Source organism: Lentzea fradiae (assembly GCF_900100955.1).
Taxonomy (GTDB): domain Bacteria; phylum Actinomycetota; class Actinomycetes; order Mycobacteriales; family Pseudonocardiaceae; genus Lentzea; species Lentzea fradiae.
Genome location: NZ_FNCC01000014.1, coordinates 19992 through 45597, shown reverse-complemented (window position 1 = coordinate 45597; position 25606 = coordinate 19992). Strand labels below are relative to the sequence as shown.

At 70.2% G+C, this 25606-nt stretch carries 23 protein-coding genes and 1 tRNA gene; 15 read left to right on the top strand and 9 right to left on the bottom strand.

Annotated features, from left to right (window positions below; genetic code table 11):
* Positions 1 to 25: 25 nt before the first annotated feature.
* Positions 26 to 733, top strand: a complete 708-nt coding sequence (locus tag BLT23_RS29840; protein WP_176946975.1) for a response regulator transcription factor — start codon at positions 26 to 28, stop codon at positions 731 to 733.
* A 5-nt stretch (positions 734 to 738) separates the two neighbouring features.
* Positions 739 to 2151, top strand: coding sequence for a sensor histidine kinase (locus BLT23_RS29835; RefSeq protein WP_425434425.1), 1413 nt, complete (start codon positions 739 to 741; stop codon positions 2149 to 2151).
* A 118-nt stretch (positions 2152 to 2269) separates the two neighbouring features.
* Here BLT23_RS29835 and mgrA read toward each other — a convergent pair whose 3' ends face one another.
* Both mgrA and BLT23_RS29825 read right to left on the bottom strand, forming a co-directional pair.
* Entirely contained in the window at positions 2270 to 3298 is a 1029-nt protein-coding gene (gene mgrA, locus BLT23_RS29830; protein ID WP_090055418.1) for an L-glyceraldehyde 3-phosphate reductase, read from the bottom strand.
* A 390-nt stretch (positions 3299 to 3688) separates the two neighbouring features.
* Positions 3689 to 3764: transfer RNA gene (locus BLT23_RS29825), tRNA-Thr, on the bottom strand.
* 175 nt (positions 3765 to 3939) lie between these two features.
* Here BLT23_RS29825 and BLT23_RS29820 point away from each other — a divergent pair.
* From BLT23_RS29820 to otsB, 3 genes are all read left to right on the top strand, one after another.
* Positions 3940 to 5370, top strand: a complete 1431-nt coding sequence (locus BLT23_RS29820) for a threonine/serine exporter family protein (RefSeq protein WP_090055415.1) — start codon at positions 3940 to 3942, stop codon at positions 5368 to 5370.
* A 70-nt stretch (positions 5371 to 5440) separates the two neighbouring features.
* On the top strand, positions 5441 to 6874 hold the full coding sequence (locus tag BLT23_RS29815; RefSeq protein WP_090054915.1) for an alpha,alpha-trehalose-phosphate synthase (UDP-forming): 1434 nt from the start codon (positions 5441 to 5443) through the stop codon (positions 6872 to 6874).
* Between the two features lie 59 nt (positions 6875 to 6933).
* On the top strand, positions 6934 to 9465 hold the full coding sequence (gene otsB, locus BLT23_RS29810) for a trehalose-phosphatase (protein ID WP_090054914.1): 2532 nt from the start codon (positions 6934 to 6936) through the stop codon (positions 9463 to 9465).
* Between the two features lie 36 nt (positions 9466 to 9501).
* Here the strand turns inward: otsB and BLT23_RS29805 are convergent, their stop codons facing one another.
* Genes BLT23_RS29805 through radA form a run of 3 tightly spaced genes read right to left on the bottom strand, consistent with a single transcriptional unit; the run spans position 9502 to position 11955 of the window.
* Positions 9502 to 10035, bottom strand: a complete 534-nt coding sequence (locus BLT23_RS29805) for a hypothetical protein (protein WP_090054913.1) — start codon at positions 10033 to 10035, stop codon at positions 9502 to 9504.
* Positions 10013 to 10558: a hypothetical protein gene (locus tag BLT23_RS29800; protein ID WP_090054912.1), complete on the bottom strand. Its 546-nt coding sequence runs from the start codon at positions 10556 to 10558 to the stop codon at positions 10013 to 10015. Before BLT23_RS29800 ends, BLT23_RS29805 begins: the two co-directional genes overlap by 23 nt.
* Entirely contained in the window at positions 10555 to 11955 is a 1401-nt protein-coding gene (gene radA, locus BLT23_RS29795; RefSeq protein WP_245744325.1) for a DNA repair protein RadA, read from the bottom strand. Before radA ends, BLT23_RS29800 begins: the two co-directional genes overlap by 4 nt.
* Positions 11956 to 12331: 376 nt before the next feature.
* Between radA and BLT23_RS29790 the strand changes: the two genes are divergently transcribed.
* Positions 12332 to 12760: a hypothetical protein gene (locus BLT23_RS29790; protein WP_090055410.1), complete on the top strand. Its 429-nt coding sequence runs from the start codon at positions 12332 to 12334 to the stop codon at positions 12758 to 12760.
* 73 nt (positions 12761 to 12833) lie between these two features.
* Here BLT23_RS29790 and BLT23_RS29785 read toward each other — a convergent pair whose 3' ends face one another.
* Entirely contained in the window at positions 12834 to 13592 is a 759-nt protein-coding gene (locus tag BLT23_RS29785; protein WP_143036090.1) for a copper chaperone PCu(A)C, read from the bottom strand.
* 230 nt (positions 13593 to 13822) lie between these two features.
* Between BLT23_RS29785 and BLT23_RS29780 the strand changes: the two genes are divergently transcribed.
* From BLT23_RS29780 to BLT23_RS29740, 9 genes are all read left to right on the top strand, one after another.
* The gene (locus BLT23_RS29780) at positions 13823 to 14311 is read left to right on the top strand and encodes a CarD family transcriptional regulator (protein WP_065915127.1); all 489 of its coding nucleotides are present in this window, start codon (positions 13823 to 13825) and stop codon (positions 14309 to 14311) included.
* A 47-nt stretch (positions 14312 to 14358) separates the two neighbouring features.
* Positions 14359 to 15051 (top strand): 2-C-methyl-D-erythritol 4-phosphate cytidylyltransferase, encoded by a 693-nt coding sequence (gene ispD / locus BLT23_RS29775; protein WP_090054904.1) that lies wholly within the window; start codon positions 14359 to 14361, stop codon positions 15049 to 15051.
* Complete coding sequence (gene ispF, locus BLT23_RS29770) at positions 15048 to 15515, top strand: 2-C-methyl-D-erythritol 2,4-cyclodiphosphate synthase (RefSeq protein ID WP_090054903.1); 468 nt, start codon at positions 15048 to 15050, stop codon at positions 15513 to 15515. The genes ispD and ispF overlap by 4 nt, the downstream gene beginning before the upstream one ends.
* A 52-nt stretch (positions 15516 to 15567) precedes the next feature.
* Positions 15568 to 16515 (top strand): toll/interleukin-1 receptor domain-containing protein, encoded by a 948-nt coding sequence (locus BLT23_RS29765; protein ID WP_176946974.1) that lies wholly within the window; start codon positions 15568 to 15570, stop codon positions 16513 to 16515.
* A gap of 25 nt (positions 16516 to 16540) precedes the next feature.
* The gene (locus BLT23_RS29760; RefSeq protein WP_090054901.1) at positions 16541 to 17164 is read left to right on the top strand and encodes an HAD family hydrolase; all 624 of its coding nucleotides are present in this window, start codon (positions 16541 to 16543) and stop codon (positions 17162 to 17164) included.
* Positions 17161 to 18555 (top strand): cysteine--tRNA ligase, encoded by a 1395-nt coding sequence (cysS, locus tag BLT23_RS29755; protein WP_090054900.1) that lies wholly within the window; start codon positions 17161 to 17163, stop codon positions 18553 to 18555. The genes BLT23_RS29760 and cysS overlap by 4 nt, the downstream gene beginning before the upstream one ends.
* Before the next feature lie 5 nt (positions 18556 to 18560).
* Entirely contained in the window at positions 18561 to 19532 is a 972-nt protein-coding gene (gene rlmB / locus BLT23_RS29750) for a 23S rRNA (guanosine(2251)-2'-O)-methyltransferase RlmB (RefSeq protein ID WP_090054898.1), read from the top strand.
* A 564-nt stretch (positions 19533 to 20096) separates the two neighbouring features.
* Entirely contained in the window at positions 20097 to 21320 is a 1224-nt protein-coding gene (locus BLT23_RS29745; protein WP_090054896.1) for an MFS transporter, read from the top strand.
* A gap of 346 nt (positions 21321 to 21666) precedes the next feature.
* Positions 21667 to 23022, top strand: a complete 1356-nt coding sequence (locus BLT23_RS29740) for a GGDEF domain-containing protein (protein ID WP_245744323.1) — start codon at positions 21667 to 21669, stop codon at positions 23020 to 23022.
* Positions 23023 to 23029: 7 nt separating this feature from the next.
* On the opposite strand, the gene BLT23_RS29735 is transcribed toward BLT23_RS29740, so the two are convergent.
* The 3 genes from BLT23_RS29735 to BLT23_RS29725 are packed head-to-tail and all read right to left on the bottom strand — an operon-like array spanning position 23030 to position 25598.
* Positions 23030 to 23845, bottom strand: a complete 816-nt coding sequence (locus tag BLT23_RS29735; RefSeq protein ID WP_090054894.1) for a metal ABC transporter permease — start codon at positions 23843 to 23845, stop codon at positions 23030 to 23032.
* The gene (locus tag BLT23_RS29730; protein ID WP_090054893.1) at positions 23842 to 24636 is read right to left on the bottom strand and encodes a metal ABC transporter ATP-binding protein; all 795 of its coding nucleotides are present in this window, start codon (positions 24634 to 24636) and stop codon (positions 23842 to 23844) included. Before BLT23_RS29730 ends, BLT23_RS29735 begins: the two co-directional genes overlap by 4 nt.
* Positions 24633 to 25598, bottom strand: a complete 966-nt coding sequence (locus BLT23_RS29725; protein WP_090055405.1) for a metal ABC transporter solute-binding protein, Zn/Mn family — start codon at positions 25596 to 25598, stop codon at positions 24633 to 24635. Before BLT23_RS29725 ends, BLT23_RS29730 begins: the two co-directional genes overlap by 4 nt.
* Positions 25599 to 25606 lie beyond the last annotated feature (8 nt).

Genomic DNA, 25606 nt, shown 5'->3' with positions numbered 1-25606 from the left:
CGGAGCGGGCTCCGGGTGCCTCACCATGAAGCACGTGGAAAAGGGCAACTCGGTTCGACTGCTCGTCGTGGACGACGAGCCGCACATCGCCGACCTGGTCGCGACGGTCGCCCGGTACGAGGGCTGGCAGGCCACGACCGCGCTCAACGGCGAGGAGGCGATCCGGGAGGCCGCCGAGTTCCAGCCGGACATCGTCGTGCTCGACCTGATGCTCCCCGACCTGGACGGGTTCACCGTCCTCGACCGCCTCCGGTCGGCGGGGGCGATGGTGCCGGTGGTCTTCCTGACCGCCCGCGACGGCACGGCGGACCGGGTCGCGGGGCTCACCCGCGGCGGTGACGACTACCTGGTGAAGCCCTTCTCCGTCGAGGAGCTGATGGCGCGGCTGCGGGCCGTGCTGCGCCGGTCGACGGGCCCGTCCTGGAAGCGGTCGGTGCTGAAGGTGTCCGACCTGGTGATGGACGAGGACACCCGCGAGGTCCGCCGCGGCGGCAAGCTCGTGACGCTCACCCCGACCGAGTACGAGCTGCTGCGGTACCTGATGCGCCGCTCGCCGGCCGTGCTCACCAAGGCCCAGATCCTCGACCACGTGTGGGAGTACGACTTCGGCGGCCGGTCGAACGTCGTCGAGCTGGTCATCTCCCACCTGCGCCGCAAGCTCGACGACGGCCGCGAGCCGCTGATCCACACCGTGCGCGGGGTGGGGTACGTGCTCCGCAGAGCCGCAGAATGAGACCTGTGCGCACACCACCCCCCACCCAGTGGCGGCTCGGCACCCGGCTCGCGCTGGGCCTCGGCGCGCTCGCCCTGACGGTCTTCGTGATCGTCGGCTGGGTCATGGTCGCGTCGATGCAGTCGTTCCTGGACCGGCGCCTCGACGACCAGATGATGATCAGCCAGAAGAGCGCGGCCAAGGAGGTCGCCTACTACGGCAAGATCGGCAAGATCCCGCCGGACTGGTACTCGGTCGTCTACCGGATCGAGAACGGTGACGTGACGCCGCTGCCCGGCGAGCAGCAGCCGCCCGAACGCGCCGAGTTCGACGCCCTCGCGCGCAAGGCGCTGTCGGCCGACGGGTACGAGACCGAGTACCTGCGCGACGAGGGCAAGTTCCGGCTGCGCGCCTGCCAGGTCGTGAAGGACGAGTACATCCTGGTCAGCGCGGCCCCGATGCAGGACAGGGACGGCACGATCGCCCAGCTGGTCACGGTCGGTGTGATCGCGTTCCTGGCCGCGCTCGTCGCGCTGGTGGTGGGCGGGCAGGCGCTGATCCGCAAGGGCATGAGGCCGTTGTCGGACATGGCGAACACCGCGCACGACATCACGTCGCACGACCTGACCGACTCGGCGAAGCTCGCCGTGCGCGTCGACGGCAACGGCGGCGGTGTGGAGGTCGAGGAGCTGCGCGAGGCGTTCAACAAGATGCTCGCGCACATCGACTCGTCACTGGCGGCACGCGCGGCCGCCGAGCAACGCCTGCGCCGGTTCATCGCCGACGCCTCGCACGAGCTGCGCACGCCGTTGACGTCGTTGCGCGGCTACGCGGACCTGTTCAAGTACGCGGCGGCCAACGAGCCCGGCGAACGCGAGCAGCACCTGGAGAAGCTGCGGTCGGAGGCGGCCAGGATGAGCGTGCTGCTCGACGACCTGCTGTTGCTGGCACGGCTGGACTCCGCGGCGACCGAACCGCCGTTGCGCACCGAGGAGATGGACCTCTCGGTGGTGGCGGAGGCCGCGGCGGACGCGTTCCGCGCGGCCAGGCCGTCGCACGTGCTGGAGCTGGACGCCGACACGGTGACCCTGACCGCCGACCCGACGCGGCTGCGGCAGGTGCTCGACAACCTGCTGACGAACGCGGCCGTGCACACGCCCGCCGGCACGCTGGTGTCGATGAAGGTGACGGCCGAGAACGGCTCGGCGGTGATCAGGGTGTCCGACACCGGCCCCGGCATCCCGGAGGCCGACCAGACGCGGATCTTCGACAGGTTCTACCGCGTGGACGACTCGCGCACCCGCCAGCGCGGCGGCAGCGGCCTGGGCCTCGCCGTCGTGCGGTCGCTCGTGGAGGCGCACGGCGGCACGATCACCCTCACCAGCACCCCGGGCTCGACGACGTTCACCATCCGCCTCCCCCGCCACCCGCTCACCTGACCTCACGCGGGGGCGCTTCGTACTGTCACATAGTACGAAGCGCCCCCGCGTGAGGCGTAAGAGCGGGGGGTGGGGTGAGAGCGGGGGGTGGGGTGAGAGCGGGGGGTGGGGTGAGAAGTCACTCCGCCTGGGAGGAGCGCGCCCACAGGTCGATGCCGGACTCGACGGCGTACTTGTCGATCTCCGCCAGCTCGTCGTCGGTCAGCGGCGGCGCCTGCAGCGCGGCGAGGTTCTGCTCCAGCTGCTCCACCGACGACGCGCCGATCAACGCCGACGTGACGCGCAGGTCGCGCAGCGTCCAGGTGAGCGCGAGCTGGGCCAGCGACTGGCCGCGCGACCGCGCGATCTCGTTGAGCGACCGGACGCGGCCGAGGTTCTCCTCGGTCAGCAGGTCCGTCGACAGCGACTTGCCCTGCGTGGCACGGGACCCCTCGGGGATGCCGTTCAGGTAGCGGTCGGTCAGCATGCCCTGCGCCAGCGGCGAGAACGCGATGCAGCCCGCGCCGACCTCCTCCAGGGCGTCCAGCAGGTCCGGCTCGATCCAGCGGTTCAGCATCGAGTACGACGGCTGGTGGATCAGCAGCGGCACGCCCGCTGACCGCAGCAGCTCGGCGGCCTCGCGGGTCTTCGCGGGCGAGTACGACGAGATGCCGACGTAGAGCGCCTTGCCCTGCTGGACGGCGGACACGAGCGCGCCCATCGTCTCCTCGAGCGGCGTCTCCGGGTCGAACCGGTGTGAGTAGAAGATGTCGACGTAGTCGAGGCCCATCCTGGTCAGCGACTGGTCGAGCGAGCTCAGCAGGTACTTGCGGCTGCCCCACTCCCCGTAGGGACCGGGCCACATGTCGTAGCCCGCCTTCGTCGAAACCACCAGCTCGTCGCGGTAGGGCCGGAGATCGTCCTTCAAGATCTGCCCGAACGTGACCTCCGCGCTGCCGTACGGGGGCCCGTAGTTGTTGGCGAGGTCGAAGTGCGTGACACCGAGGTCGAACGCCCTCCGCGCGATCCCGCGGCCGAGCTCGTACGGCCGGTCGCCGCCGAAGTTGTGCCACAGGCCGAGGGAGATGGCAGGCAGCTTGAGACCGCTGCGGCCAGTCCGCCGGTACGTCATCTGGTCGTAGCGCGCGCTATCCGCGAGGTAGGACATGGTGTCCACAATGTCACGTCCCAGTGGGAACGAGCAGGACATGGCCTGTGGGGCCTCGACCTCGGCAACGCGTGGATCGGCGGCACGGCCCATGTTCCCGAACGCGGCCCGACACCGGGCCCGGACGCCTGTTCACCGGTGAACAGGATCAGCCTTGCGGCGGATCCGGCGATCCCGCTCGTGGAGCTGGGCGAACGCCGCGCTGCGGGCTGGCGAACGGAGCAGCCGGACAGTGGGCGAGCGGAGCAGGCCGGGTGGTCCGGTTCCTCGGCCGGTCGTTCGCCGCGCTGAGCCGTCGCGGGCTTTACCGGGCTCGCGCGGAAAACCTGAGGAACCATCACTTCGAAATGCGAAGAGGGTCCGCCCACCTGGGCGGACCCTCTTCGTCAATGGAGCCGGCGAGGGGAATCGAACCCCTAACCTTTCGCTTACAAGGCGAGTGCTCTGCCAATTGAGCTACGCCGGCCTGACGGTGTTCGCGAACATGGTAAGCGCCCCTTGCCGGTGCGCCCTGCGGCGAACGGTCTGCTCTCAGTGTGATCGGATTGCTCCGACCGGAGCCGGGCCAACCAACTGAGTGGCTCAGGGCGCCGGACAGGGCGCCTTGACCAGGTCAGGAGGGTAATAGACGGAACGTGATCATGTCCCCCTTTTCGGGTCGCCTGATCGGAGGTGGCAGACACCACAGCAACAACCGAAGTGCCCGTCACGATCGCACAACGGAGGTGCACAAGATTTCAACCAACAACCTGCACGGGCCGTCGCTGCCCGACGACACCACTGTTCACCTGGTCCTTGATCTCGCTCTCCGGATCGGTGAGGTCCAAATGGCCAGCGGTGCCGGAGCGGCCGATGTGACAGCGACGATTCTTTCCGTTACCGAGAGCTATGGACTTCCGCACACGGAAGTCGACGTGATCTACACCTCTATCAGCGTGTCGTGCCACCGGGGCACCGAGGCGCCTCCGCTCACCGCAGTGCGGGTGGTCCGGCAGCGCAGTCTCGACTACACCCGTCTCGCGGCCGTCGAGCACCTGGTGCGCAACCTCGGGCCGATCGACGAGGCGCAGTCGAAGCTGGAGGACATCACCACCGCGGAGCACCCGTACCCGCGCTGGGTCGCGACCGCCGCGTGGGCGGGGATGGCGGCGGCCGTCGCGTTCCTCGTCGGTGGCGGGCTGTCGCTCGCCGTCACCGCCGCACTGGTGACCGCCGTGATCGACCGGGTCGGCCGCCTGCTGAACCGCCGCGCGCTGCCGTTCTTCTTCCAGCAGGTCGTCGGCGGCGCGCTCGCCACGGGTGCGGCGCTCACCGTGTACGCCACGGGCCTGCTGCCCGCCCTGCGGCCGAGCCTCCTGGTCGCCGTCAGCATCGTCGTGCTGCTGTCCGGGCTCGCGCTCGTCAGCACCGTGCAGGACGCGATCTCCGGCTACAACGTCACCGCCGCGGGCCGCACCGTCGAGACGGTGCTGCTGAGCGCGGGCCTGATCGCGGGCGTCGCGCTGGCGATCCGCACCGCCGTCCACTTCGGACTGGAAATCCGCATCACCGACCCGTTGCCACCGCTGATCTCCGCCGTGCCGCTGCAGTTCGCGGCCGGTGCGGCGACCAGCGCGTTCTTCGCGCTCGCCTGCTACGCCCGGCCCCGCGCGCTCGTCGCCGCCGCCGTCTCCGGCGCGATCGGCACGGCCTCCTACGGCCTGTTCACGAGCCTCGGCCTCGACGCGCTGCTCAGCTCCGCGGTCGCCGCCGCGATCACCGGGTTCGGCGGCGCCACGCTGACCCGCCGCCTGCGCATCCCGACGCTCGTCGTCGTCCAGGCGGGCGTCGTCCCGCTGCTGCCGGGCTGGACCACCTACCGGGGCCTGTTCCAGCTCACGGCGGAGGGCGATACGGCGGGGCTGAGCACGCTGATCTTCGCGAGTGGCATTGCTCTCGCTCTGGCCGGAGGTGTCGTGTTCGGCGAGTACCTGGCCCAGCCCGTGCGCACCGGACTGGGCAGACTCGAGCGCAAGCTCGCTGGTCCGCGCATGTCCGGGCCGCTCAAACCCACCAAGCGTCGTTTGGAGTGAAACTCCCTGTGACGGGGGTTACACGACACGCCGACGACACCGGTCCGCATTAGCCTGGGCTTTTGTGAGCATGGACATTGGCGAGAACGGGGCGGAATTCGTCGTTGTGGCCAACCGGCTGCCGGTTGACCTGGAGCGTCTTCCCGACGGGACGGAGCGCTGGAAACACAGCCCGGGCGGGCTGGTGAGCGCGCTCGAGCCGTTCCTCCGCTCGCACAGCGGCGCCTGGGTCGGCTGGCCCGGCGTGGCGGACGCCGACGTGGCGCCCTTCGAGGACGACGGCATGCTGCTGCACCCCGTCGCGTTGTCCGCCAAGGAGGTCGAGGACTACTACGAGGGGTTCTCGAACGGCACTCTCTGGCCGCTTTACCACGACGTCGTCGCCCAGCCCGCGTTCCACCGGCACTGGTGGAACGCCTACGTGAAGGTCAACCAGCGGTTCGCCGACGCGACCGCGAAGGTCGCGGCGCAGGGCGCGACCGTGTGGGTGCAGGACTACCAGCTGCAGCTCGTCCCCGCGATGCTGCGCGAGCAGCGGCCCGACCTCAAGATCGGCTTCTTCCTGCACATCCCGTTCCCGCCGGTGGAGCTGTTCATGCAGCTCCCCTGGCGGACGGAGATCATCCGCGGTCTGCTCGGCGCCGACCTCGTCGGCTTCCACCGGCCCGGCGGCGCGCAGAACTTCCTCTGGCTGGCCCGCCGCCTCGTCGGCCTGGAGCCGAGCCGCGGCACCGTCGGCGTCCGCACCCGGCCGGGTGTGGTGCAGGTCGGCGACCGCACGGTGCGGGTCGGCGCGTTCCCGATCTCGATCGACAGCGCGGGCCTCGACGCGGTCGCCCGGCGCAAGGAGACGCAGGCCCGCGCGAGGCAGATTCGAGAGGACCTCGGCAACCCGAAGCGCATCCTGCTCGGCGTGGACCGTCTCGACTACACGAAGGGCATCGACGTCCGGATCCGCGCTCTCTACGAGCTGATCGCGGACGGACGCGTGGACCCGGAGGACGTCGCGATGGTGCAGCTCGCCACGCCCAGCCGGGAGCGCGTCGACCACTACGTGACGATGCGCAAGGACATCGAGCAGTCCGTCGGGCGGATCAACGGCGAGTTCGGGCGCGTCGGCAAGCCCGTCGTGCACTACCTGCACCAGTCGGTGAACCGCGAGGAGCTCGTCGCGTTCATGAGCGCGGCGGACGTCATGGTCGTCACGCCCGTTCGGGACGGAATGAACCTCGTGTGCAAGGAGTACGTGGCCTGCCGATATGATCTTGGTGGAGCTCTGGTGCTCAGCGAGTTCGCCGGCGCTGCCGCAGAGCTGACCAGCGCGTTCCTGGTGAACCCCCATGATCTGGACGGTGTCAAGAACGCACTGCAGGCCGCCCTCGACATCGATCCCGCCGAAGGCCGCCGTAGGATGCGCGCGCTGCGCCGCCAAGTCCTCACTCACGACGTCGACCGCTGGGCGAGGTCGTTCCTGGAGGCGCTGGGCACGCAGACCTCGGTCTGAATCCTTTCAGATCACCCGCATTCCCCGCCACTGACCCATCGACTGCTCCTGGAGGGGCGTTGACCGCCGAGGCCCTCCCCGCCGAACTGCGCAGAGCGATCGTGCAGCTCGCCCGTACCCCGCGACTGCTCGTCGCGAGCGACTACGACGGAACGCTCGCGCCGATCGTCGCCGACCCCGAGCAAGCCCGCCCGCTCCCGGAGTCCGTGAACGCGCTGCGCTCGCTCGCGTCGCTGCACGAGACGACGTCGGCTGTCATCTCGGGACGCGCGCTGCGCGATCTCGCGACGCTGTCCCGCCTGCCCGGCGAGGTCCACCTCGTCGGGTCGCACGGCTCCGAGTTCGACGTCGGCTTCGTCCACGCGCTCGACGCGGAGGCGAAGGCGCTGCTCCGCCGCCTCGAAGCCGAGCTGGAGGGCATCGCCGACGGCCACGAGGGCGTCCAGCTCGAGGTCAAGCCCGCGTCGGTCGCGGTGCACGTGCGCCGCGCCGCGAGCCCCGAGATCGGCGAGGCGGTGCTGTCCGCCGTCCGCTCCGGCCCGTGCACCTGGGAAGGCGTGCAGGTCACCGAGGGCAAGGCCGTGATCGAGCTCGCCGTCGTCGAGACGAACAAGGGCCAGGCGCTCGACATCCTGCGCCACCAGGTCGGCGCCACCGCGGCGATCTTCCTGGGCGACGACGTGACGGACGAGAAGGCGTTCGCGCGCCTGTCCGGTCCGGACGTCGGCATCCGCGTGGGCGTGGGCGAGTCGCTGGCCGAGCACTACGTGTCCGACCCGTCCGACGTCGCGACCGTGCTCGCGTTCCTGCTGGAGGAACGGCGGGCGTGGCTGCACGGCGACCAGGCGGTGCCGATCGAGCGGCTGACGATGCTCGCGAACGAGCGGTCCGTCGCGCTGGTCACCCCGGACGCCAAGGTCAACTGGCTGTGCCACCCGGAGCCGGACTCGGCGGCGATCTTCGCCGACCTGCTCGGCGGACCCGCCGCGGGCCACTTCTCGATCAAGCCGGAGCACGGCTCGCTGCCGCTCGGCCAGCGCTACCTGCCCGGCACCATGATCGTCGAGACCCGCTGGTCACGGCTGCTCGTGTCGGACTACCTGGAGCACAACCTGCCGTCGCACCGCACCGACCTGGTGCGGCGGATCTCCGGCTCGACCAACGCGGTGATCACGTTCGCGCCGCGGCCCGAGTTCGGCCAGGTGCCGGTGCGGCTGTTGCGCGAGCGCGACGGCCTGCGCGTCGTCGGCACCTCCGACCCGATGGTGCTGCGCTCCCCCGGCGTCGACTGGGAGATCACCTCCGACGGCCAGCAGGAGACCGCCCGCGCGGTCGTCCGGCCGCGCGAGGGCGCACCGGTGCTGCTGGAGCTGCGCTGCGGCACCGACGACCTGTCCGAGCACCCGCTCGCCGAGTCGGTGCGCCGCGACCTCGCGGCCGGCTACTGGTCGGACTGGGCGGCGGGGCTGAAGCTGCCCCGCGTGCAGACGGACCTGGTGCTGCGCTCGGCGCTGACGCTGCGCGGCCTGGTGCACAAGGACTCCGGCTCGATCATGGCGGCGGCCACCACCTCCTTGCCGGAGGAACTGGGCGGCATCCGCAACTGGGACTACCGCTACTGCTGGCTGCGTGACGGCGCGATGACCGCCGCCGCGCTGGTGTCGGTGGGCTCCTACGCCGAGGCCGACGACTTCCTGGCGTGGCTGCACCGCGTCCTGGAGACCATCCCCGGCCCGGAGCGGCTGCACCCGCTCTACACGCTGCACGGCACCCAGCTCGGCGCCGAGGCCGTGATCGACACGCTGCCCGGCTACGCGGGCTCGCGCCCGGTGCGCGTGGGCAACCTCGCCAACCAGCAGGTCCAGCTCGACGTGTTCGGCCCCGTCGTCGACCTGGTCGTGCAGCTGGCGACCGCGCGTGGCTCGCTGTCGGACGCCGACTGGGCGATGGTGCAGGCGATGGCCGAGGCCGTCTCGCGGCGCTGGCACGAGCCCGACCACGGCATCTGGGAGGAACGGCACGCGCCGCGCCACCACGTGTACTCGAAGGTCATGTGCTGGCTGACCATCGACCGCGCGGTCAAGCTCGGCGAGCAGTTCGGCCGCGCACTCGACCCGTCCTGGGTCCCGCTGCGCGACACGATCGCCACCGACGTGCTCAAGAACGGCTGGAACGACGAGGTCCAGTCGTTCACCACGGCCTACGACGGCGACGACCTCGACGCCGCGTCGCTGTTCGTCGGCCTGTCCGGCCTGATCGACCCGACCGACGAGCGGTTCCAGTCCACCGTGACCGCCATCGAGGCCGAGCTGCGCTCGGGCTGCACGGTGTACCGGTACCGGCGCGACGACGGCCTGCCCGGCGACGAGGGCGGCTTCCACCTGTGCGCCGCCTGGATGATCGAGGCGTACCTGCTCACCGGCCGCCGCGACGAGGCGGAGGAACTCTTCGGCCAGATCGTCGCCGCCGCGGGCCCCACCGGCCTGCTGCCCGAGGAGTACGACCCGATCGCCGAACGCTCGCTGGGCAACCACCCGCAGGCGTACTCGCACCTGGGCCTGATCCGCTGCGCCCAGCTGCTCTCGCAGTGACGGTGTCCTAGAGGTTCTCCCGCCGCCGCGGTCCGCTCAGGGCCGCGGCGGCACCTTTTCGACGACCTTCGCCGTGCCCGGCGACCTCCCGTGCAGGGTGATCACGTCGCCCCGGCCGAGGTGCGCCCACGCCTGCGGCACGAAGGGCCGCAACCGCGCCGTGGCGCGTTCTCCCGGGCCCAGCGTCGGCTTCGTCTCGATCCACAACGCCGCCAGCCGCCGTTCGCCGCCCGTCAGGTCCCACGCCGGGCGTTCTCCCCTGGCCCGCAACGGTTCCGCGTCCACCGACAGCGTCAGCTCCACGCGCAGCAGTCCCTGGATCGACTCGACGCAGCGCCACCGGAACCAGGCTTCGTCCGCCTCCAGCTGGGTCGCGGCCTCGGCGAGCAGCGCCCAGTAGCGCGGCGTCTGCCAGGTGTTGCCGGCGAGCTCACCGAGCAGGTCGAGGACCAGCTCCCACTCCTCGTGGTCGAGGTGGTCGAGCACGTCGTCGTCGAGCAGTTCGGGCGGCACCAGGCCCACGGCGAACCGCAACAGCTCGCCGATCTCATGGTCGTGTTCGCCCAACACCCACGTATTCGATCACAGTGGCCGTGCCCGTCACCGGTCGTCCCTCGTGCATGGTGAGCACGTCGCCCGGTGCCAGCTGCCGCCACCTGTCCGGCGACAACGGCAGCAGGCGGACGACCGCGCGCCCACCCACCGGCAGCTCCGGCATCGACTCGACCCACAGCCGCGCGACCCCGCCGCCGTCGCCCGCCAGCCACAGCGGCCTCAGGACGCCTTCGGCCGGGATCGGGCTCCTCCTGGCGGGCGCCAGCCGCAGATCGGCCCTGAACAGGCCCTGCCGCGCTTCGTGGCCACGCCACTCGAACCACGCGAAGGGCAGGTGCAGCTCCTTCGCCGCGGCGGTCAGCAGCGCCCAGTACTCCGGGGTCTGCCAGGCGACACCACCGAAGTCGCCGAGCAGGTCGAGCGCGAAGTCCCACTCGTCCTGCTCCAGCTGCTCCCGCACGTCCGCGGCCGAGGCCCCGACGTCGTTGCGGACGTCCTCCGGCACGAGCGCGAGAGCGCGGCGCAGCAGCTCGGTCATCCCTGTTCTTCTGGGCTCTCCTGGTTCTTCGGGGCGGCACGCCGCCGGTTCAGGCCCAGCACGTCGAGCGCCGAGACCAGGTCGTTCGCCACCAGCGCCCGCACCCCGTCCGGCAACGGCCCGTGGTCCGGCGGCACCAGCGCCTTCTTGAACCCGAGCCGCGCGGCCTCCTGCAACCGCTTGCCGACCCCGTTGACGCGCCGGATCTCCCCGGCGAGCCCCACCTCGCCCAGCACCACCAGATCGGCGGGCAACGCGATCTCCCGCTCCGCCGACGCCACCGCCAGCACCACCGCCAGGTCGGCCGCGGGCTCCACCAGCCGCATGCCGCCCACCGTCGCCGTGAAGACGTCCTTCTGGAACAGGTTGACCTTGCCGCGCTTCTCCAGCACCGCCAGCGCCATCGAGATGCGCGCCGAGTCGAGCCCGCTGACCGCACGCCGCGGCGCCGGCAGGTTCGTCTTCGCCACCAGCGCCTGCACCTCGCCGAGCATCGGCCGCTTGCCCTCGACGATCACCGTCACGCAGGTGCCCTCGACGGCCTTCTCCCGGCGCGTGAGGAACAGCCCCGACGGATCGGGCACACCGACGATCCCGTCGTCGCGCAGCTCGAAGCAGCCGACCTCGTCCGCCGCGCCGTACCGGTTCTTGATGCCGCGCAGCAGCCGCAGGCTCGAATGCCGGTCACCCTCGAACTGCAGCACCACGTCCACCAGGTGCTCCAGCACCCGCGGCCCGGCCACCGACCCGTCCTTCGTGACGTGCCCGACGAGCACCACCGGCAGCCCGCGCTCCTTGGCCATCGCGATCAGCCCGGACGCCACCGTCCGCACCTGCGTGACACCACCCGGCACGCCCTCGACGCTCACCGTCGACATGGTCTGCACCGAGTCGACGATCAGCATCGACGGCTTCACCTGGTCGACCTGGCCGAGCAACGCGCTGAGCTCGCTCTCCGCCGCCAGGTACATCTCCGGGTGCAGGTTGCCGGTCCGCTCGGCCCGCAGCCGCACCTGCCCCGCCGACTCCTCACCCGTGACGTAGAGACACCGCCCGTGCTCCTCGGCCCACCGATGAGCGGTCTCCAGCAACAACGTCGACTTGCCCACCCCGGGCTCACCCGCGAGCAGCACCACCGCCCCCGGCACGAGCCCGCCACCGAGCACCCGGTCGAACTCGCCGACCCCGGTCGACAGAGCCCGCGCCGACTCGATGTCGACCTCGCCGATGGGCCGCGCCGCCGACGTCGGCGCCCCCGCCACCACCCGCGTCACACCCGCGGTACCGCGTTCCTCGATGCTGCCCCACGCCTGGCACTCGGGGCAGCGGCCGAACCACTTCGCCACCTCGTGCCCGCACTCGGCACACCGGAAGATCGGCCGCGCTGTCTTCGCCACGAGTCGAACGTTAGAGGACGGGTCTGACAGTGTCGGACGGCCGCCGCTTCGCGGCGGCGGCGAGCCGGGGGCAGAGAGCCGCGTGGATGGGTGGCAGGACCGCAGTCGTGTCCGCACCTCGGTCACGATCCTGGCAGTGGCTGTGCCAGGCCGGGCGACCGTGCCCGTGGCGCGCAATCCCATGCCCGAGCCGCCGCCCGGTTCGGCCGCCTGCCGCCGCCCGCACCCGCCGTCCCTGATCCCGGTCAGTACGCGCACTTCTCCCCAGCTCAGGGCCGTTTCCCGGCTTTCTTCAAGATTCTTTCGGGTCCGTGTCGATCCGGGGCGGTGGCCGTTCGACGTGTCGGTGGAAGGACACGACAGCCTGGAGGACACCGTGACCACCGCTACCGCGCCCCAGACCCGCAAGTTCGCCGTCGGCCGCTACGCCACCGTCGTCACCCGCGTGCTGACCGGCCTGCTGTTCGCCACGACCGGCCTGAACGGCTTCCTGATGTTCATGCCCGCCCCCGACCCCAGCACGATGGCGCCGGAGGGTGTGGCGTTCAACGCCGCTCTTTACGCGACCGGGTACATGGTGCAGCTGACGTCCGGCGTCCAGCTCGTCGCGGGCCTGCTGCTGGTGGCCGGACGGTTCGTGCCGCTGGCGCTCGCGCTGCTGGCACCGGTGGTCGTGAACATCTTCCTGTTCCACGTCTTCCTGGAGCCGAGCGGCCTGGTCATCGCGCTGCTCGTCGTCGCGGCCGAGATCGGTCTGGCGTGGGCCTACCGCGACCGGTTCCTGCCGATGCTGCGGGCTTCCTGATCGATCCCGGACAACGCGAAAGCGCCGCCCCCGAACGGGGAGCGGCGCTTTCGCGGGTCTGCGGGGCTACGGCTCAGTGGCCGCCGGAGCTGCCCTCGCTCTTGCGCTCGTGGCCCGACGGCGCCACCGGCACCTCCAGCGTCAGCGTCCCGGCCTTCTCGAACAGGAACGTGACCTTGACGGTCTGTGCGGCCACGACCTCGCGGTTCAGCTTCTTCAGCGTGCAGCGGATCTGCAGCACCTCGAGCGACTGGTCGTGCGCGGCCGACGACGAGGCCGGGGAGGCCGACGACGGCTGGCCGGACGACGAGGGCGCGGACGACGTCACCGAGACGGACGAACCCGGCTCCGAGGTCTCGGTCTCGGTGGACTCCGGCGCGTCCGACGAGGCCGGTGCGCCCGAGGTGGTCGTCACGACGGACGACGACGCGGACGACGACGGAGTGGAGGTCTTGGTCGGCGCGTGCGACGCGTCGTACTCGGCGCGCAGCGCGTACTGGGCCGGGATGTCCTTCGAGCCGGCGATCTCCGCCTCGCCCTCCGCGGCCTCCGACTTGATCGACAGCAGCTTGTCGTCGGTCGTGCCGGTGTTGGCGATGACGAACGTGAGCGGCACGTCGTCGCCGTCGGCGTAGCGGTTGCCTTCCTGCGGGAACGCCAGCATGGCGTTGCGCACGGCGATCGGGCCCGCGTTTCCGCTCGCACCGTCGACCGCGGCGACCTGGGTGTCGGTCTGGGTGACCTGACCGGCGCTGCAGCCGACCGCCGCCAGTCCGAGGCCAGCGGCCAGCGCGGCCGACACGATCAACCGGCGAGACACACCTGAGTTCACGGCTCCAGCGTCCTTCCTAGGGAACAACCACCAGGCAAAGAGCCTAACCGGGACCCGGAAAGACGACGCGACGTGGTGCCATTCGATCTTGACAACCCCGTACGTTGCACGCGAACAGGTGGTTTGTCAACCCCCCGCATGGCCCTGACCAGCACTAACGGATCTTCGCGCTGCGTTCGGAGGGTTGCTGGACGTGTTAGGATGGAGGAAGCGAAAGGGGCAGAGGACACATGGTTTTCAAGGTCGGAGAGACCGTCGTCTACCCGCACCACGGTGCCGCTCTCATCGAAGCAATCGAGACCCGCGTTATCAAGGGCGAGGAGAAGAAGTACCTCGTTCTCAAGGTGGCGCAGGGCGACCTCACCGTTCGGGTTCCCGCTGACAACGCCGAGATCGTGGGCGTGCGTGACGTTGTCGGCCAGGAAGGGCTCGACCGGGTCTTCGAGGTCTTGCGCGCTCCCCACACCGAGGAGCCGACCAACTGGTCTCGGCGGTACAAGGCCAACCTTGAGAAGCTCGCCTCCGGCGACGTGAACAAGGTTGCGGAAGTGGTGCGCGACCTCTGGCGGCGCGAGAAGGATCGCGGGTTGTCCGCCGGCGAGAAGCGGATGCTGGCGAAGGCGCGGCAGATACTGGTCAGCGAGCTGGCGCTGGCCGAGGGCACCGACGAGGACAAGGCCGAGGTCCTCCTCGACGAAGTTCTCGCCACCGCGTCGTAGTTTTTCTTCAACAGAACAACCTTCAGAGCATCGGATAACGCCGCGAGATGAGTGTTGTCGCGCTCGTTCCTGCGGCAGGGCGGGGTGAGCGCCTGGGCTACGGAATGCCCAAGGCGCTCGTGCCGGTCAACGGAGTACCGCTGCTGACCCGTGCCGTGCAGGGCCTGTTCGCCTCAGGTCATGTCCAGCACGTCGTCATCGCCGCGCCACCGTCCGATGTGGACTCAGTGCACACCGCTACCGCCTCGCTGGCCCCGGCCGGCGGGGCGGTGCACGTGCTTTCAGGGGGCGCCGAACGCACCGACTCGGTGCGCCTCGCCCTCGAACACGCGCTCAGCGTGATCCCGGACACCGCCATCGTGCTGGTGCACGACGCGGCCCGTGCCTTCACACCCCCTCAGGTGATCGCCGGCGTCGTGACCGCCGTGCGCGACGGGCACGACGCCGTCATCCCGGTGCTCCCGGTCGCCGACACGATCAAGCAGGTGGACGAGGCCGGAGTGGTCGTCGCCACCCCTGACCGGGCCGGTCTGCGGGTCGTCCAGACCCCTCAGGGTTTCCGGGCGGAGACTCTCAGAGCCGCCTATCGCGCGGGTGTCGCCGCGACCGACGACGCGGGTCTCGTCGAGAAGAACGGTGTGCTCGTCCACACGGTTCCGGGCCACGCGCACGCCATGAAGATCACCACCCCGTTCGACCTCGCGGTCGCGGAGGCACTGTTCAGCGGAGGGCACGAGTGAGGATCGGCCAGGGCGTCGATGTCCACCCGATCGAGTCAGGTCGCGAGTGCTGGGTCGCCGGCCTGCTGTGGGAGGGCGTCGACGGGTGCGCGGGCCACTCCGACGGTGACGTGGCGTCGCACGCGCTGTGCGACGCGCTGCTGTCGGCGGCGGGTCTCGGCGACCTCGGAGCGGTCTTCGGCACGTCGGATCCGCGCTGGTCGGGCGCGCACGGAGTGGTCCTCCTCACGGAGGTGCGCCGGCTCGTCGAGGAGGCGGGCTTCCGTGTGGGAAACGCCACAGTGCAGGTCATCGGCAACCAGCCGCGCATCGGCAAGCGTCGCGACGAGGCCCAGCGGGTGCTGTCCGACGCGGTCGGCGGCCCGGTCTCGGTCGCGGGCACGACGACCGACGGACTCGGCCTGACGGGCCGCGGCGAGGGCATCGCCGCCATCGCGACGGCCCTGCTCGTCAGCGCGGGCTGACGCGGACAACTCCGGCACCGGCGCTGTGGCGCCCGCCACTACCATCTCCACGGTGACCAAGTACGACGTGTGCCTGTCGTTCGCCGGCGAGAACCGTTCCTACGTGGAAGAGGTGGCGCGGCACCTCAAGGACATGGGCCTGCGCTACTTCTACGACAACGACATGCAGCACGAGCTGTGGGGCGAGGAGCTCACCGAGTACCTCGACCAGGTCTACCGGGTCGACTCGCGCTTCTGCGTGATGTTCGTGTCCGAGGCGTACGTGCGGAAGATCTGGACGATCCACGAACGCCGTTCCGCGCTCGCGAGGGGTCTCACCGACCCCACCAAGCCGTACATCCTGCCCGCCAGGTTCGACGACACCGAGGTGCCGGGCGTCCGTCCCAGCATGGGGTTCCTGGACCTGCGCCGCTTCACGCCGTTCCAGCTCGCCGAGATGATCGCGAAGAAGGTCGGCGTCGAGCCCGGCCCCGCGCCCCGCGGCTGGGAGTACCGGACGTTCGCGGACGTGGTGGGGCACGCGCTGCGCTCCCTGTCCGAGAAGAAGCTCAACCACGAGATGGGCTTCTTCGAGAACGTGCGCACGTTCACGACGGACACGGAGTCGCTCGACTACTTCACCGCGCGCACCCGCAAGTTCGACACGATCGTGAACTCCGTGATGGACCTGCTCTCGCCGGAGAAGCAGCAGTGGGCGTTCGGCCCGTCCGGCCTGCCGGGCAACGCGGACAAGATCCGGCTGCTCGGGACGCGGTTCGCGAAGTGCTACGAGGACCTCCTCGACTGGGCGGCCGACCTGCGCGGCACGGCGACGCCGGAGCGCCACCGCCCGCTCTACGAGGCCACGGCGCGGCTCGCCGACGAGCCGCTCAGGCAGATCGAGGAGTTCGCGGAGCACTTCGCCACGGCCGCCGGGCGCGGTGCCGGTGACGTGGCGCTGGTCATCGACTACGACGACACCGAGGTCAGGGCCGAGCTCGAAAAGGTCCAGACCACCTGACGGACGGGCACGTAGAGTCGGGGGCGTGACGACCCGCGCTGCGCTCTTCGACTTCTCCGGCACGCTCTTCCGGCTCGAACACCCCGAGCTGGAGGCCAACGGCTCCCTCATGCGGGCGCTCACCGCACCCGTCGGGATCGTCGACGGCCTGGACCCCTCGCTGGAGCAGGACTGGCTCCGGCGCGACCTCGACCCGGACGTCCACCGCCGGGTGCACCTGCGGCTGCTCACCGACGCGCTCGTGCCGGACGCGGAGGCGCTCTACGACCGGCTGCTGCACCCGGAGTCCTGGCAGCCCTATCCCGACACCAGGGCGGCGCTGGAGCACCTGCGCGACGTGCCGGTGGCGGTCGTCAGCAACATCGCCTGGGACATCCGCGCCGTCTTCGAGAGGCACGACCTGCTGCACCTCGTGGACGAGTTCGTGCTCTCCTACGAGGAGGGCGTCATGAAGCCGGACCCGAAGATCTTCACGACCGCCTGTGAACGGCTCGGCGTCGATCCCCGGAACGTCGTCATGGTCGGTGACAGCGAGGAGGCGGACGGCGGAGCACGGGCGATCGGCTGCTCCTTCCGGCTCGTCGATCCGGTTCCGACGAGTGACCGGCCGAACGCACTGGTGGATCTGGCCCGTACCATTCCCGTGTGAGCCTCCACATCTACGACACCGCGAGCCGGTCCATGCGGGAGTTCCACCCGCAGGTCAACGGAACGGCGTCGATCTACGTGTGTGGGGCGACCGTGCAGGGGGTGCCGCACATCGGGCACGTCCGCAGCGGCCTGAACTTCGACGTGCTCCGCCGCTGGCTCGCCCGCGACGGCGCCGACGTCACGCTGGTCCGCAACGTCACCGACATCGACGACAAGATCCTCACCAAGGCCGCCGACCACGGCAGGCCCTGGTGGGAGTGGGCCTACCAGCACGAGCGCGCCTTCGAGGACGCCTACGACCTGCTGGGCTGCCTGCCCCCGTCGTACGCGCCGCGCGCCACCGGCCACGTCACGCAGATGGTCGAGCTGATGCAGCGCCTGATCGACAAGGGCCACGCCTACGACGTCGACGGCGACGTCTACTTCGACGTGCGCTCGTTCCCCGAGTACGGCGCGCTGTCCGGCCGCAGGCTGGAGGACCAGCAGCAGGGCGAGACCGACGTGCGCGGCAAGCGCGACCCGCGCGACTTCACGCTGTGGAAGGCCGCGAAGCCCGGCGAGCCGTCCTGGCCCACGCCGTGGGGCAACGGCAGGCCCGGCTGGCACCTGGAGTGCTCGGCGATGGCCACGACGTACCTCGGCGCCACGTTCGACATCCACGGCGGCGGGCTCGACCTGATGTTCCCGCACCACGAGAACGAGCAGGCCCAGTCGCGGGCGGCCGGTGACGGCTTCGCGAACTACTGGATGCACAACTACTGGGTGACGATGTCGGGCGAGAAGATGGCCAAGTCGCTCGGCAACACCGTGTCCATCCCCGCGATGCTGGAGCTGGTCCGCGCGCAGGAGCTGCGGTACTACCTGGTCGCGCCGCACTACCGGTCGCACATCGAGTACTCGGAGGAGGCGCTGCGCGAGGCGGTGACGTCCTACGGGCGCATCGAGTCGTTCCTGCGCCGCGCCACCGAGCGCGTCGGGCCGATCGAGCTGAGCGGCGAGATGTGCCCCGACTTCGTGGCGGCGATGGACAACGACCTGAACACGCCCCAGGCCGTGGCGGCACTGCACAACAAGGTGCGCCAGGGCAACACCGCACTCGCCGACGGCGCCCACGAGGAGGCCCGTGCGGCCGCCGAGTGCGTGCGCCGGATGGCCGACATCCTCGGCGTCGACCCGTTGTCGCCGAAGTGGAACGACCAGTCGTCTGCCGACACCGGCATGCGGCAGGCGTTGACCACGCTGGTGGATCGACTCTTGGTCGAACGCCAGGAAGCCCGCAAGAGCAGGGATTTCGCGCGCTCTGACGCGTTGCGCGACCAGTTGCTGGAGGCGGGCATCGCCGTCGAGGACACCCCCGACGGTCCGCAGTGGACTTTGAAGGACGACTGACTTCCGTGGCTGGCAACTCCAAGCGCAAGGGCGCGATGCGCAATCCGGGCTCCAAGAAGGGCGCGGTCGTCGGCTCCGGCGGGCAGAAGTCCAAGGGGCTGCAGGGCAAGGGTCCGACGCCGAAGGCGTCGGACCGCCCGAACCACCCGGCGTACAAGCGGGCCAAGGTGGCCGCGAAGAGCGACGCCGTGAAGACCCAGCGGCGCCAGAAGACGGAGAAGGCCCAGGCCGAGACCGTCGCGGGCCGCAACCCCGTGGTCGAGTGCCTGCGTGCGGGCACGCCCGCGACGGCGCTGTACGTGGCGCTGGGCATCGACGCGGACGACCGCGTGGCCGAGGCCGTGCGCCTGGCCGCCGACCGGGGCATCTCCGTGCTGGAGGTCGCCCGCGGCGAGCTCGACCGGATCACCGGCGGGGCGATGCACCAGGGCCTCGGCCTTCAGGTGCCGCCGTTCGAGTACGCCACGCCCGCCGAGCTGCTGGACCTGGCGCAGCGCGCCGGTGTGCCGCCGCTGCTGGTGGCGCTGGACGGCGTGACGGACCCGCGCAACCTGGGTGCCGTCGTGCGGTCCGCTGCGGCGTTCGGCGCGCACGGCGTGGTGCTGCCGCAGCGGCGCAGCGCGTCGATGACGGCGGTGGCGTGGCGGACCAGCGCGGGCACGGCGGCGAAGCTGCCGATCGCGATGGCCACGAACCTCACTCGCACGCTGCGTGACTGGGCGGAGGCAGGGCTCATGGTCGTGGGCCTCGACGCCGACGGTGACGTGGACGTCGACGGCCTCGACCTCGCGACCGGCCCGCTGGTTGTCGTCGTGGGCTCCGAGGGCCGCGGTCTCGGCCGCCTCGTCAAGGAGACGTGCGACCAGACCGTGTCGATCCCGATGGCCACGGGCGTCGAGTCGCTCAACGCGTCCGTGGCGGCCGGCGTGGTGCTGGCCGAGGTGGCCCGCCGCCGCCGGATCGCGGCCAAGGGCTGACGTTCTGACGTTATCGGCTGGTTCGCCACGCCAAGCGAGATGTTTCACCGACGTTAGTGATCGTTTTCCCGCTCTCTGAACCGGTTTCGTTCCGGTGAGCGGGAAACACTACTTCCGGCTCTTGCTCTCACCGGTGTGAGCCTCCCCCACAAACGGGGAGGCCCATTTCGCAGCCCTTCCGGACGCAGGTACGTTCGTGCAGATGGCAATTTGCGGACGCCGGTCGGCAGGAGTCGGAGCAGGTTGCACCGCTTGGCGCAGCAGATGACACCCGTTCGGAACCAGTTGACACGCACTGTGACCATTTGGGGTCCAAACAGGCGGCAGGGAGGTCAACTGTGAAGAAGATCAGGTCTACGTTTCGCTATTGTAACTACTTTCGGTAACTGGCCTGCTCCGTTTAGGTACACACTGTGGTAGGACAGACGTTGAACGGTCAGGCAGCTTCTACCGTGATTGTCGATAGAAATTGATTACCACCGGCGGGGGCGACGTGACTCGGCGTAGAGCGAATCAGGACCTGCTGATTCGCCGCGCGCACGGCGCGGCCCGCCGAGGGCACCCATGACGACCCGCGGCGCCCTCCGCGAGCTCCTGAGTTTGCGCGAGTTCCGCGCCATGTGGATCGGTTCGACCGTCTCCACCGCCGGAGACCAGCTCGCCGCCGTCGCATTGTCACTTCTCGTGTTCGAACGAACACAATCCGCAGCGTGGACCGCGCTCACGTGGTCGCTGACGCTGTTCCCGCCGCTGATCTCGGGCCCGTTGCTCGGCTGGGTCGCCGACCGGTTCCCGCGACGCACCGTGATGGTGACGACGGCCTGGATGCAGGCCGTGCTCATGGGCGTGATGGCCATCCCCGGCATGCCGCTGTGGGCGATGATCGTGCTGCTCGTGGTGGTGCTGGCGATCTCCTCGCCGTACCTCGCGGCGCAGGAGGCGAGCCTGCCGAACGTGCTGCCGCCCAAGCGCTACGACGACGGCGTGGCGCTGTTCGGCACGTCCGTCGACACCGCCCAGATGGCGGGCCTCGCCGCAGCCGGCTTCCTCGTCGCGCAGACCACCCCCGCCGTGGCGCTCGTGATCAACGCCCTCACGTTCGTCCTGCTGGCCGTCCTGGTGCAGACGTCCGTACAGCACCGGCCCGCCGCCGACCCGCTGGGCCGCAAGAAGAAGGACGACGAACCACGCGGCGTGCTCACGCTGATGGTGTCGGAACCGCGGCTGAGGACGCTGCTGGGCGTCCGGCTGCTCGCGGGGCTCGCGATGGTCCCGGAAGGACTCGCGGTGCCGCTCGCGGCGAGCCTGGACGCCGTGTGGGCGGTCGGCCTGATCCTCGCGATCGAACCCGCCGCGAACGTGCTGGGCGTGGCGCTGCTCTTCCGGCTGGTGCGCGACCCGGCGAAGCGCGAGAAGCTGATCGGCCCGCTGGCGATCCTGTCCCTGGCGCCGCTGGTGCTGTTCGCGTTCAACCCGAACCTCACCTGGACGATCGTCCTGCTCGTGTTCGCCGGTATCGGTGGCGCTTATCACACTCCCGCGCGAGCGGCGTGGATGCGGCTGCTGCCCGACCAGTACCGCGGACGGGCCTACGGCATCGGACGCGCCGCGCTGCGCTCCAGCCAGGGCGGAGGAATGGCGTTGGCCGGTGTCGTCGCCCACTCCGTCGGATCGGTCACGGCCACGATCGCGGGTGCGGGCGGTATCGGACTGCTGCTGGCGACGCACGCGACGTTCGCCTGGAGACGGGCGCGCGGTCGCAGTGGGACGAAGGCGGTGGCAATCTGAAACAGAACGGTCACCAAAAGCGATATCCGTTGTAGAGGTACCAGGATGATTGTGGTCAGGTCGGCGAGAGGCAGGGGTTCAGAAGTCACGGTTGCTCATGGAAGGCACCTCCTCGTTGCGGCGAGCAGCAGCGCAGGTAGGTCTACGACCTGGTCAGCGGCGGCTTGCTCATGATGTGCCATGAGCGTAGGGGGTCGTGGTGAAGAACAGTTTGACTGATCGCGGGCGATCGCGGGCACTCGGCTTGACTCCGATTCGCAACTGGGACCTTTGGACGGTTGCGCCTAGTGCGATCGCCTACTTTTTCGTGCTCGAAGCGGCGGTCGCCTGCGCGTCCATTTGGCTGTTGACCAAACTCACATCCGTCTCGACCGCGGACTGGCTGCGCTTCGGTGCGCTCATCGCCGCCATCACCATTCACCTCACCATCGTCCGCAGAGCGGAGGAGGCGCGCCGCAACGAGGCGTCCGGCCCCCACATCGACCTGACCTCGGTCTGGACCTTCGCCGCGGCCGTGGCACTGCCCGGTGGCCTGGCCGTCATCACCACGATCTGGATGCGCATCCTCATCCAGCCGATCGCCCGCCGGCAGCCCTACCGGTTCGTGTTCGGCACCGCCTCGATGCTCGCCTCCACGATGCTCGCGTGGGCGCTCGTCCACCTGACGGGCGTGTCGCTGGCCGCCACCGGCAACGTCGCGACCGACCTCGGCCTCGTCCTGGTGCTCGCCATCGCCGCCGTCCTGTACTGGTTCGTCCAGGTCATGACCGTCGCGATCGCCTTCAAGATCGTCACCCCGAACTCGAAGGTCCTCGACTTCCTCGGCTCCAAGGTCGACAACATGCTCGAGATGAGCACGCTCGGCGCCGGAGCCATGCTCGGCATGCTCATGACGAGCCACTGGGTCGGCCCGCTGCTGCTCACCGTCCCGGTGATCCTGGTGAACGCGCTGCTCTCCCGCGCGGGAGAGCGCAGGGCCCACCTCGAACGCCTGCTGCGCGAGCAGGAGCAGCTGCACCAGCGCCTCGCCGCGGACGCCCACACCGACTACCGGACGGGCCTGCTCAACACCAACGGCCTCGCCGAGTACGCGGGCAGGCTGGCCGAGCGCTGCCGCATCGACGGCGAGCCGATGACCGTCCTGGTGATCGACCTCGACCACTTCAAGCGCATCAACGACACCTGGGGCCACCCCGCGGGCAACGCCGTGCTGGCCGAGGTCGGCCGGATCCTGCGGGAGAAGCTCCGCCCCGGCGACGTGGCGGGACGCGACGGCGGCGAGGAGTTCGTCGTGGCGCTCAAGGACACCCCGGTGGCCCAGGGCGTGACGATCGCGGAGCGCATCCGCGAGGCGATCGGCTCCCTGGCCGTCCCCACGACCGACAAGCACCGCAACGTCGTCACCCTCTACGGCCGCGAGATCCAGCCGCCGGAGCCCGAGGGCGCGTCCCTCCAGGCGATCAGCGCGTCCATCGGCGTGGCGGTCATCCCGGACAACGGCCCGGACATGGCGACGGCGCAGCACTCGGCGGACGCGGCCCTGTACAAGGCCAAGGAGAGCGGCCGCAACCAGGTGCGGGTCGCGGGCCTGGACATCCCGCCGCGCCTGATGCCGATGCCTGCCCCGCGTCAGGACGAAGCGGGCATCGAGATCGAGATCGACATCGACATCACCAAGCCGATCACGTCCCGCTCGGCGTGAGCCGCGCTCAGGCAGCCCGGCGCTGCACGGCGCCGATGCCTCGGCAGACCAGGTAGATCACGAAGCTGATCGCGGTGACCAGCGCGGACACCGGCAGTCCCGGCTGCAGCGAGAGCACGATGCCACCGACCGCGGCCACCTCGGCGAACACGACCGAGAGCACGGTGGCCCGCACCGGCGAGGCCGTGACCCGCATGGCGGCGGCAGCGGGCGTGATCATCAGCGCCAGCACCAGCAGCGCGCCGACGACCTGCACGCTCAGCGCCGTGGCGACACCGACCAGCACCGCGAACACGATGGACAGCCCGCGCACGGGCACCCCGCGCGAGATCGCCACGTCCGGGTCCACGGACGCGAAGAACAGCGGCCGGTAGATGAACGCCAGCACCGCCAGCACGGCGACCGACGACACCACCAGCAGCGTCAGGTCGGTCGAGTCGACACCGACGATCTGGCCGGTGAGCAGGCCGAACTTGTTGGCGGCCCGTCCCTTGTAGAGGGCGAGCATCAGGATGCCCATGCCGAGGCCGAACGCCAGGATGGCGCCGATGACGGAGTCCCTGTCGCTCTCCCGGCGGGACAGCACGCCGAGCAGCACGGCGGCCAGGATCGACCCGGCCAGCGCGCCGTAGCCGACACCGACCCCCAGCAGCAGCGCGGCGGCGCCACCGGTGAACGCGAGCTCGCTGGTCCCGTGGACCGCGAACGCCATCTTGCGGGTGACGACGAGCGGCCCGAGCACGCCCGCGACGAGGCCCAGCACGGCCGCCGCGATCAGGGCGGTCTGCACGAAGTCGAGCTCGAGCAGGTCAAGCAGGGTCACGACGCCGCCTCTGCCGCGGTCAGGTGGTGGGTCTGCTCCTCGCAGGCCCCGGCTCCGACGACCAGGATCTGGTCCCGCACCCGGACGACCTCGACCGGCGTCCGGTACAGCTCGGACAGCGTCCGGGAGGTCATGACCTCCTCCGGCGTGCCGATCCGGAACCGCCCGCCGACCAGGTACAGCACCCGGTCCACCAGGGGCAGCACGGGGTTCAGCTCGTGCGTCACGAACAGCACGGCCGTGCCCGCCTCGCGGCGGCGCTTGTCGATCAGCTCGGAGACGACCCGCTGGTTCGCGAGGTCGAGCGACAGCAGCGGCTCGTCGCACAGCATCACCGTCGGGTCGCCGACGAGCGCCTGCGCGACCCGCAGCCGTTGCTGCTCACCGCCGGACAACAACCCGATCGGCTCGTCCGCGTAGCGCGTGCCGCCCACGGCCTCGATCGCGGCGTCGACCCGGATGCGCCGCTCACGGCGGTTCCGCAGCCCGAGACCCCACCGGTAGCCGTCCAGGCCCAGCCCGACGAGGTCGCGGCCCCGCAACGTCATGGACTGGTCGAGCGCTCGCTGCTGCGGGATGTACCCGACGGCCCGGTTGCCACCGGCCACCGTCACGGTGCCCGACGACAGCGGCTGCAACCCGAGCAGCACGCGCATCAGGCTGGTCTTGCCGGACCCGTTCGGGCCGAGGACCGCGAGGAACTCACCCGGCTCGACGTCGAGGTCGAGCCCGTCCCACAGCACCCGGCTCCCGTAGGAGAGCCGGGCCCCGCGCAGCGAGATCGCCGTCATGCCTTCAACGCCTGCACGAGCGCGTCCACCTGCTTGCTCATCCAGTCAAGGTAGCCGGTCACGCCCTCCGGCAGCGTCTCGGTGACCTCCACGACCGGCACACCGGCCGCCTTGGCCTTCTCGACCAGCCCCTGCGTGACCCTGTTCTCCGTCTGGGTGTTGTTGACCAGCAGGTTCACCTGCTTGCCCTCGACGACCTGGTTCATCGCGGCGAGCGCGGCGGCCGGCACGTCCGACTCCTCCTCGATGGCCTTGCTGAACGCCTCCGGCGTGACGTCCTCGGCGCCGGTCTCGTCGAGCAGGTAGTGCGCGATGGGCTCGGTCGAGGCGACCTTCTTGCCCGCGCCCGCGCCGGCGACCTTCTTCTCCAGCTCTTCGAGGGCCTCGCTGAACTTCTGCGTGTTGCTCTCGAAGGTCGTCTTCTTCTCGGGCGCGAGGGCACCGAGCTCGTTCGCGGCCGCCTCGGCGACCGCGCGCACGGTGTGCAGGTCGTACCAGACGTGCTCGTTGACGCTGTGGTCGTGCCCGTGGGCGTCTTCTGCGTGCGTCTCTTCGGCGTGGGTTTCTTCTGCTTGCGTCTCTTCTGGGTGGGTCTCTTCGGCGTGGGGCTCGCTGTGATCGTCGGCCAGCGGGAACGCCTCGATCTTCCTGGTGGCGTCGCTGGTGATCAGCTTGGCGAAGAAGTCGTCGTAGCCGCCGCCGTTGAACACGACCAGCTGCGCGTCCTTCACCAGCGCGGCGTCCGCGGGCTTGCTCTCGTAGGAGTGCGGGTCGGCGCCGGGGTCCTCCAGCAGCGCCTTGACCTCGACCTCGTCGCCGCCGACGGCCTTGACGACGCTGCCCCACACGTTGGTGGAGGCCACGACCTGGATCTTGCCGTTGTCGGCGGACGGCGTGGTCGTGCCGCAGGCAGCCAGGCTCACGACGGCGAAAGTGCCGACCAGAGCGTTGCGGAGAGTCATCACGCCGT

Coding starts and splice junctions, on each gene's coding strand:
- BLT23_RS29840 (WP_176946975.1), top strand. CDS start 26: ATGAAGCACGTGGAAAAGGGCAACTCGGTTCGACTGCTCGTCGTGGAC.
- ispD (WP_090054904.1), top strand. CDS start 14,359: ATGAGTGTTGTCGCGCTCGTTCCTGCGGCAGGGCGGGGTGAGCGCCTG.
- BLT23_RS29725 (WP_090055405.1), bottom strand. CDS start 25,598: ATGACTCTCCGCAACGCTCTGGTCGGCACTTTCGCCGTCGTGAGCCTG.
- BLT23_RS29780 (WP_065915127.1), top strand. CDS start 13,823: ATGGTTTTCAAGGTCGGAGAGACCGTCGTCTACCCGCACCACGGTGCC.
- mgrA (WP_090055418.1), bottom strand. CDS start 3,298: ATGTCCTACCTCGCGGATAGCGCGCGCTACGACCAGATGACGTACCGG.
- BLT23_RS29745 (WP_090054896.1), top strand. CDS start 20,097: ATGACGACCCGCGGCGCCCTCCGCGAGCTCCTGAGTTTGCGCGAGTTC.
- BLT23_RS29730 (WP_090054893.1), bottom strand. CDS start 24,636: ATGACGGCGATCTCGCTGCGCGGGGCCCGGCTCTCCTACGGGAGCCGG.
- BLT23_RS29800 (WP_090054912.1), bottom strand. CDS start 10,558: ATGACCGAGCTGCTGCGCCGCGCTCTCGCGCTCGTGCCGGAGGACGTC.
- BLT23_RS29815 (WP_090054915.1), top strand. CDS start 5,441: ATGGACATTGGCGAGAACGGGGCGGAATTCGTCGTTGTGGCCAACCGG.
- BLT23_RS29820 (WP_090055415.1), top strand. CDS start 3,940: ATGTCCCCCTTTTCGGGTCGCCTGATCGGAGGTGGCAGACACCACAGC.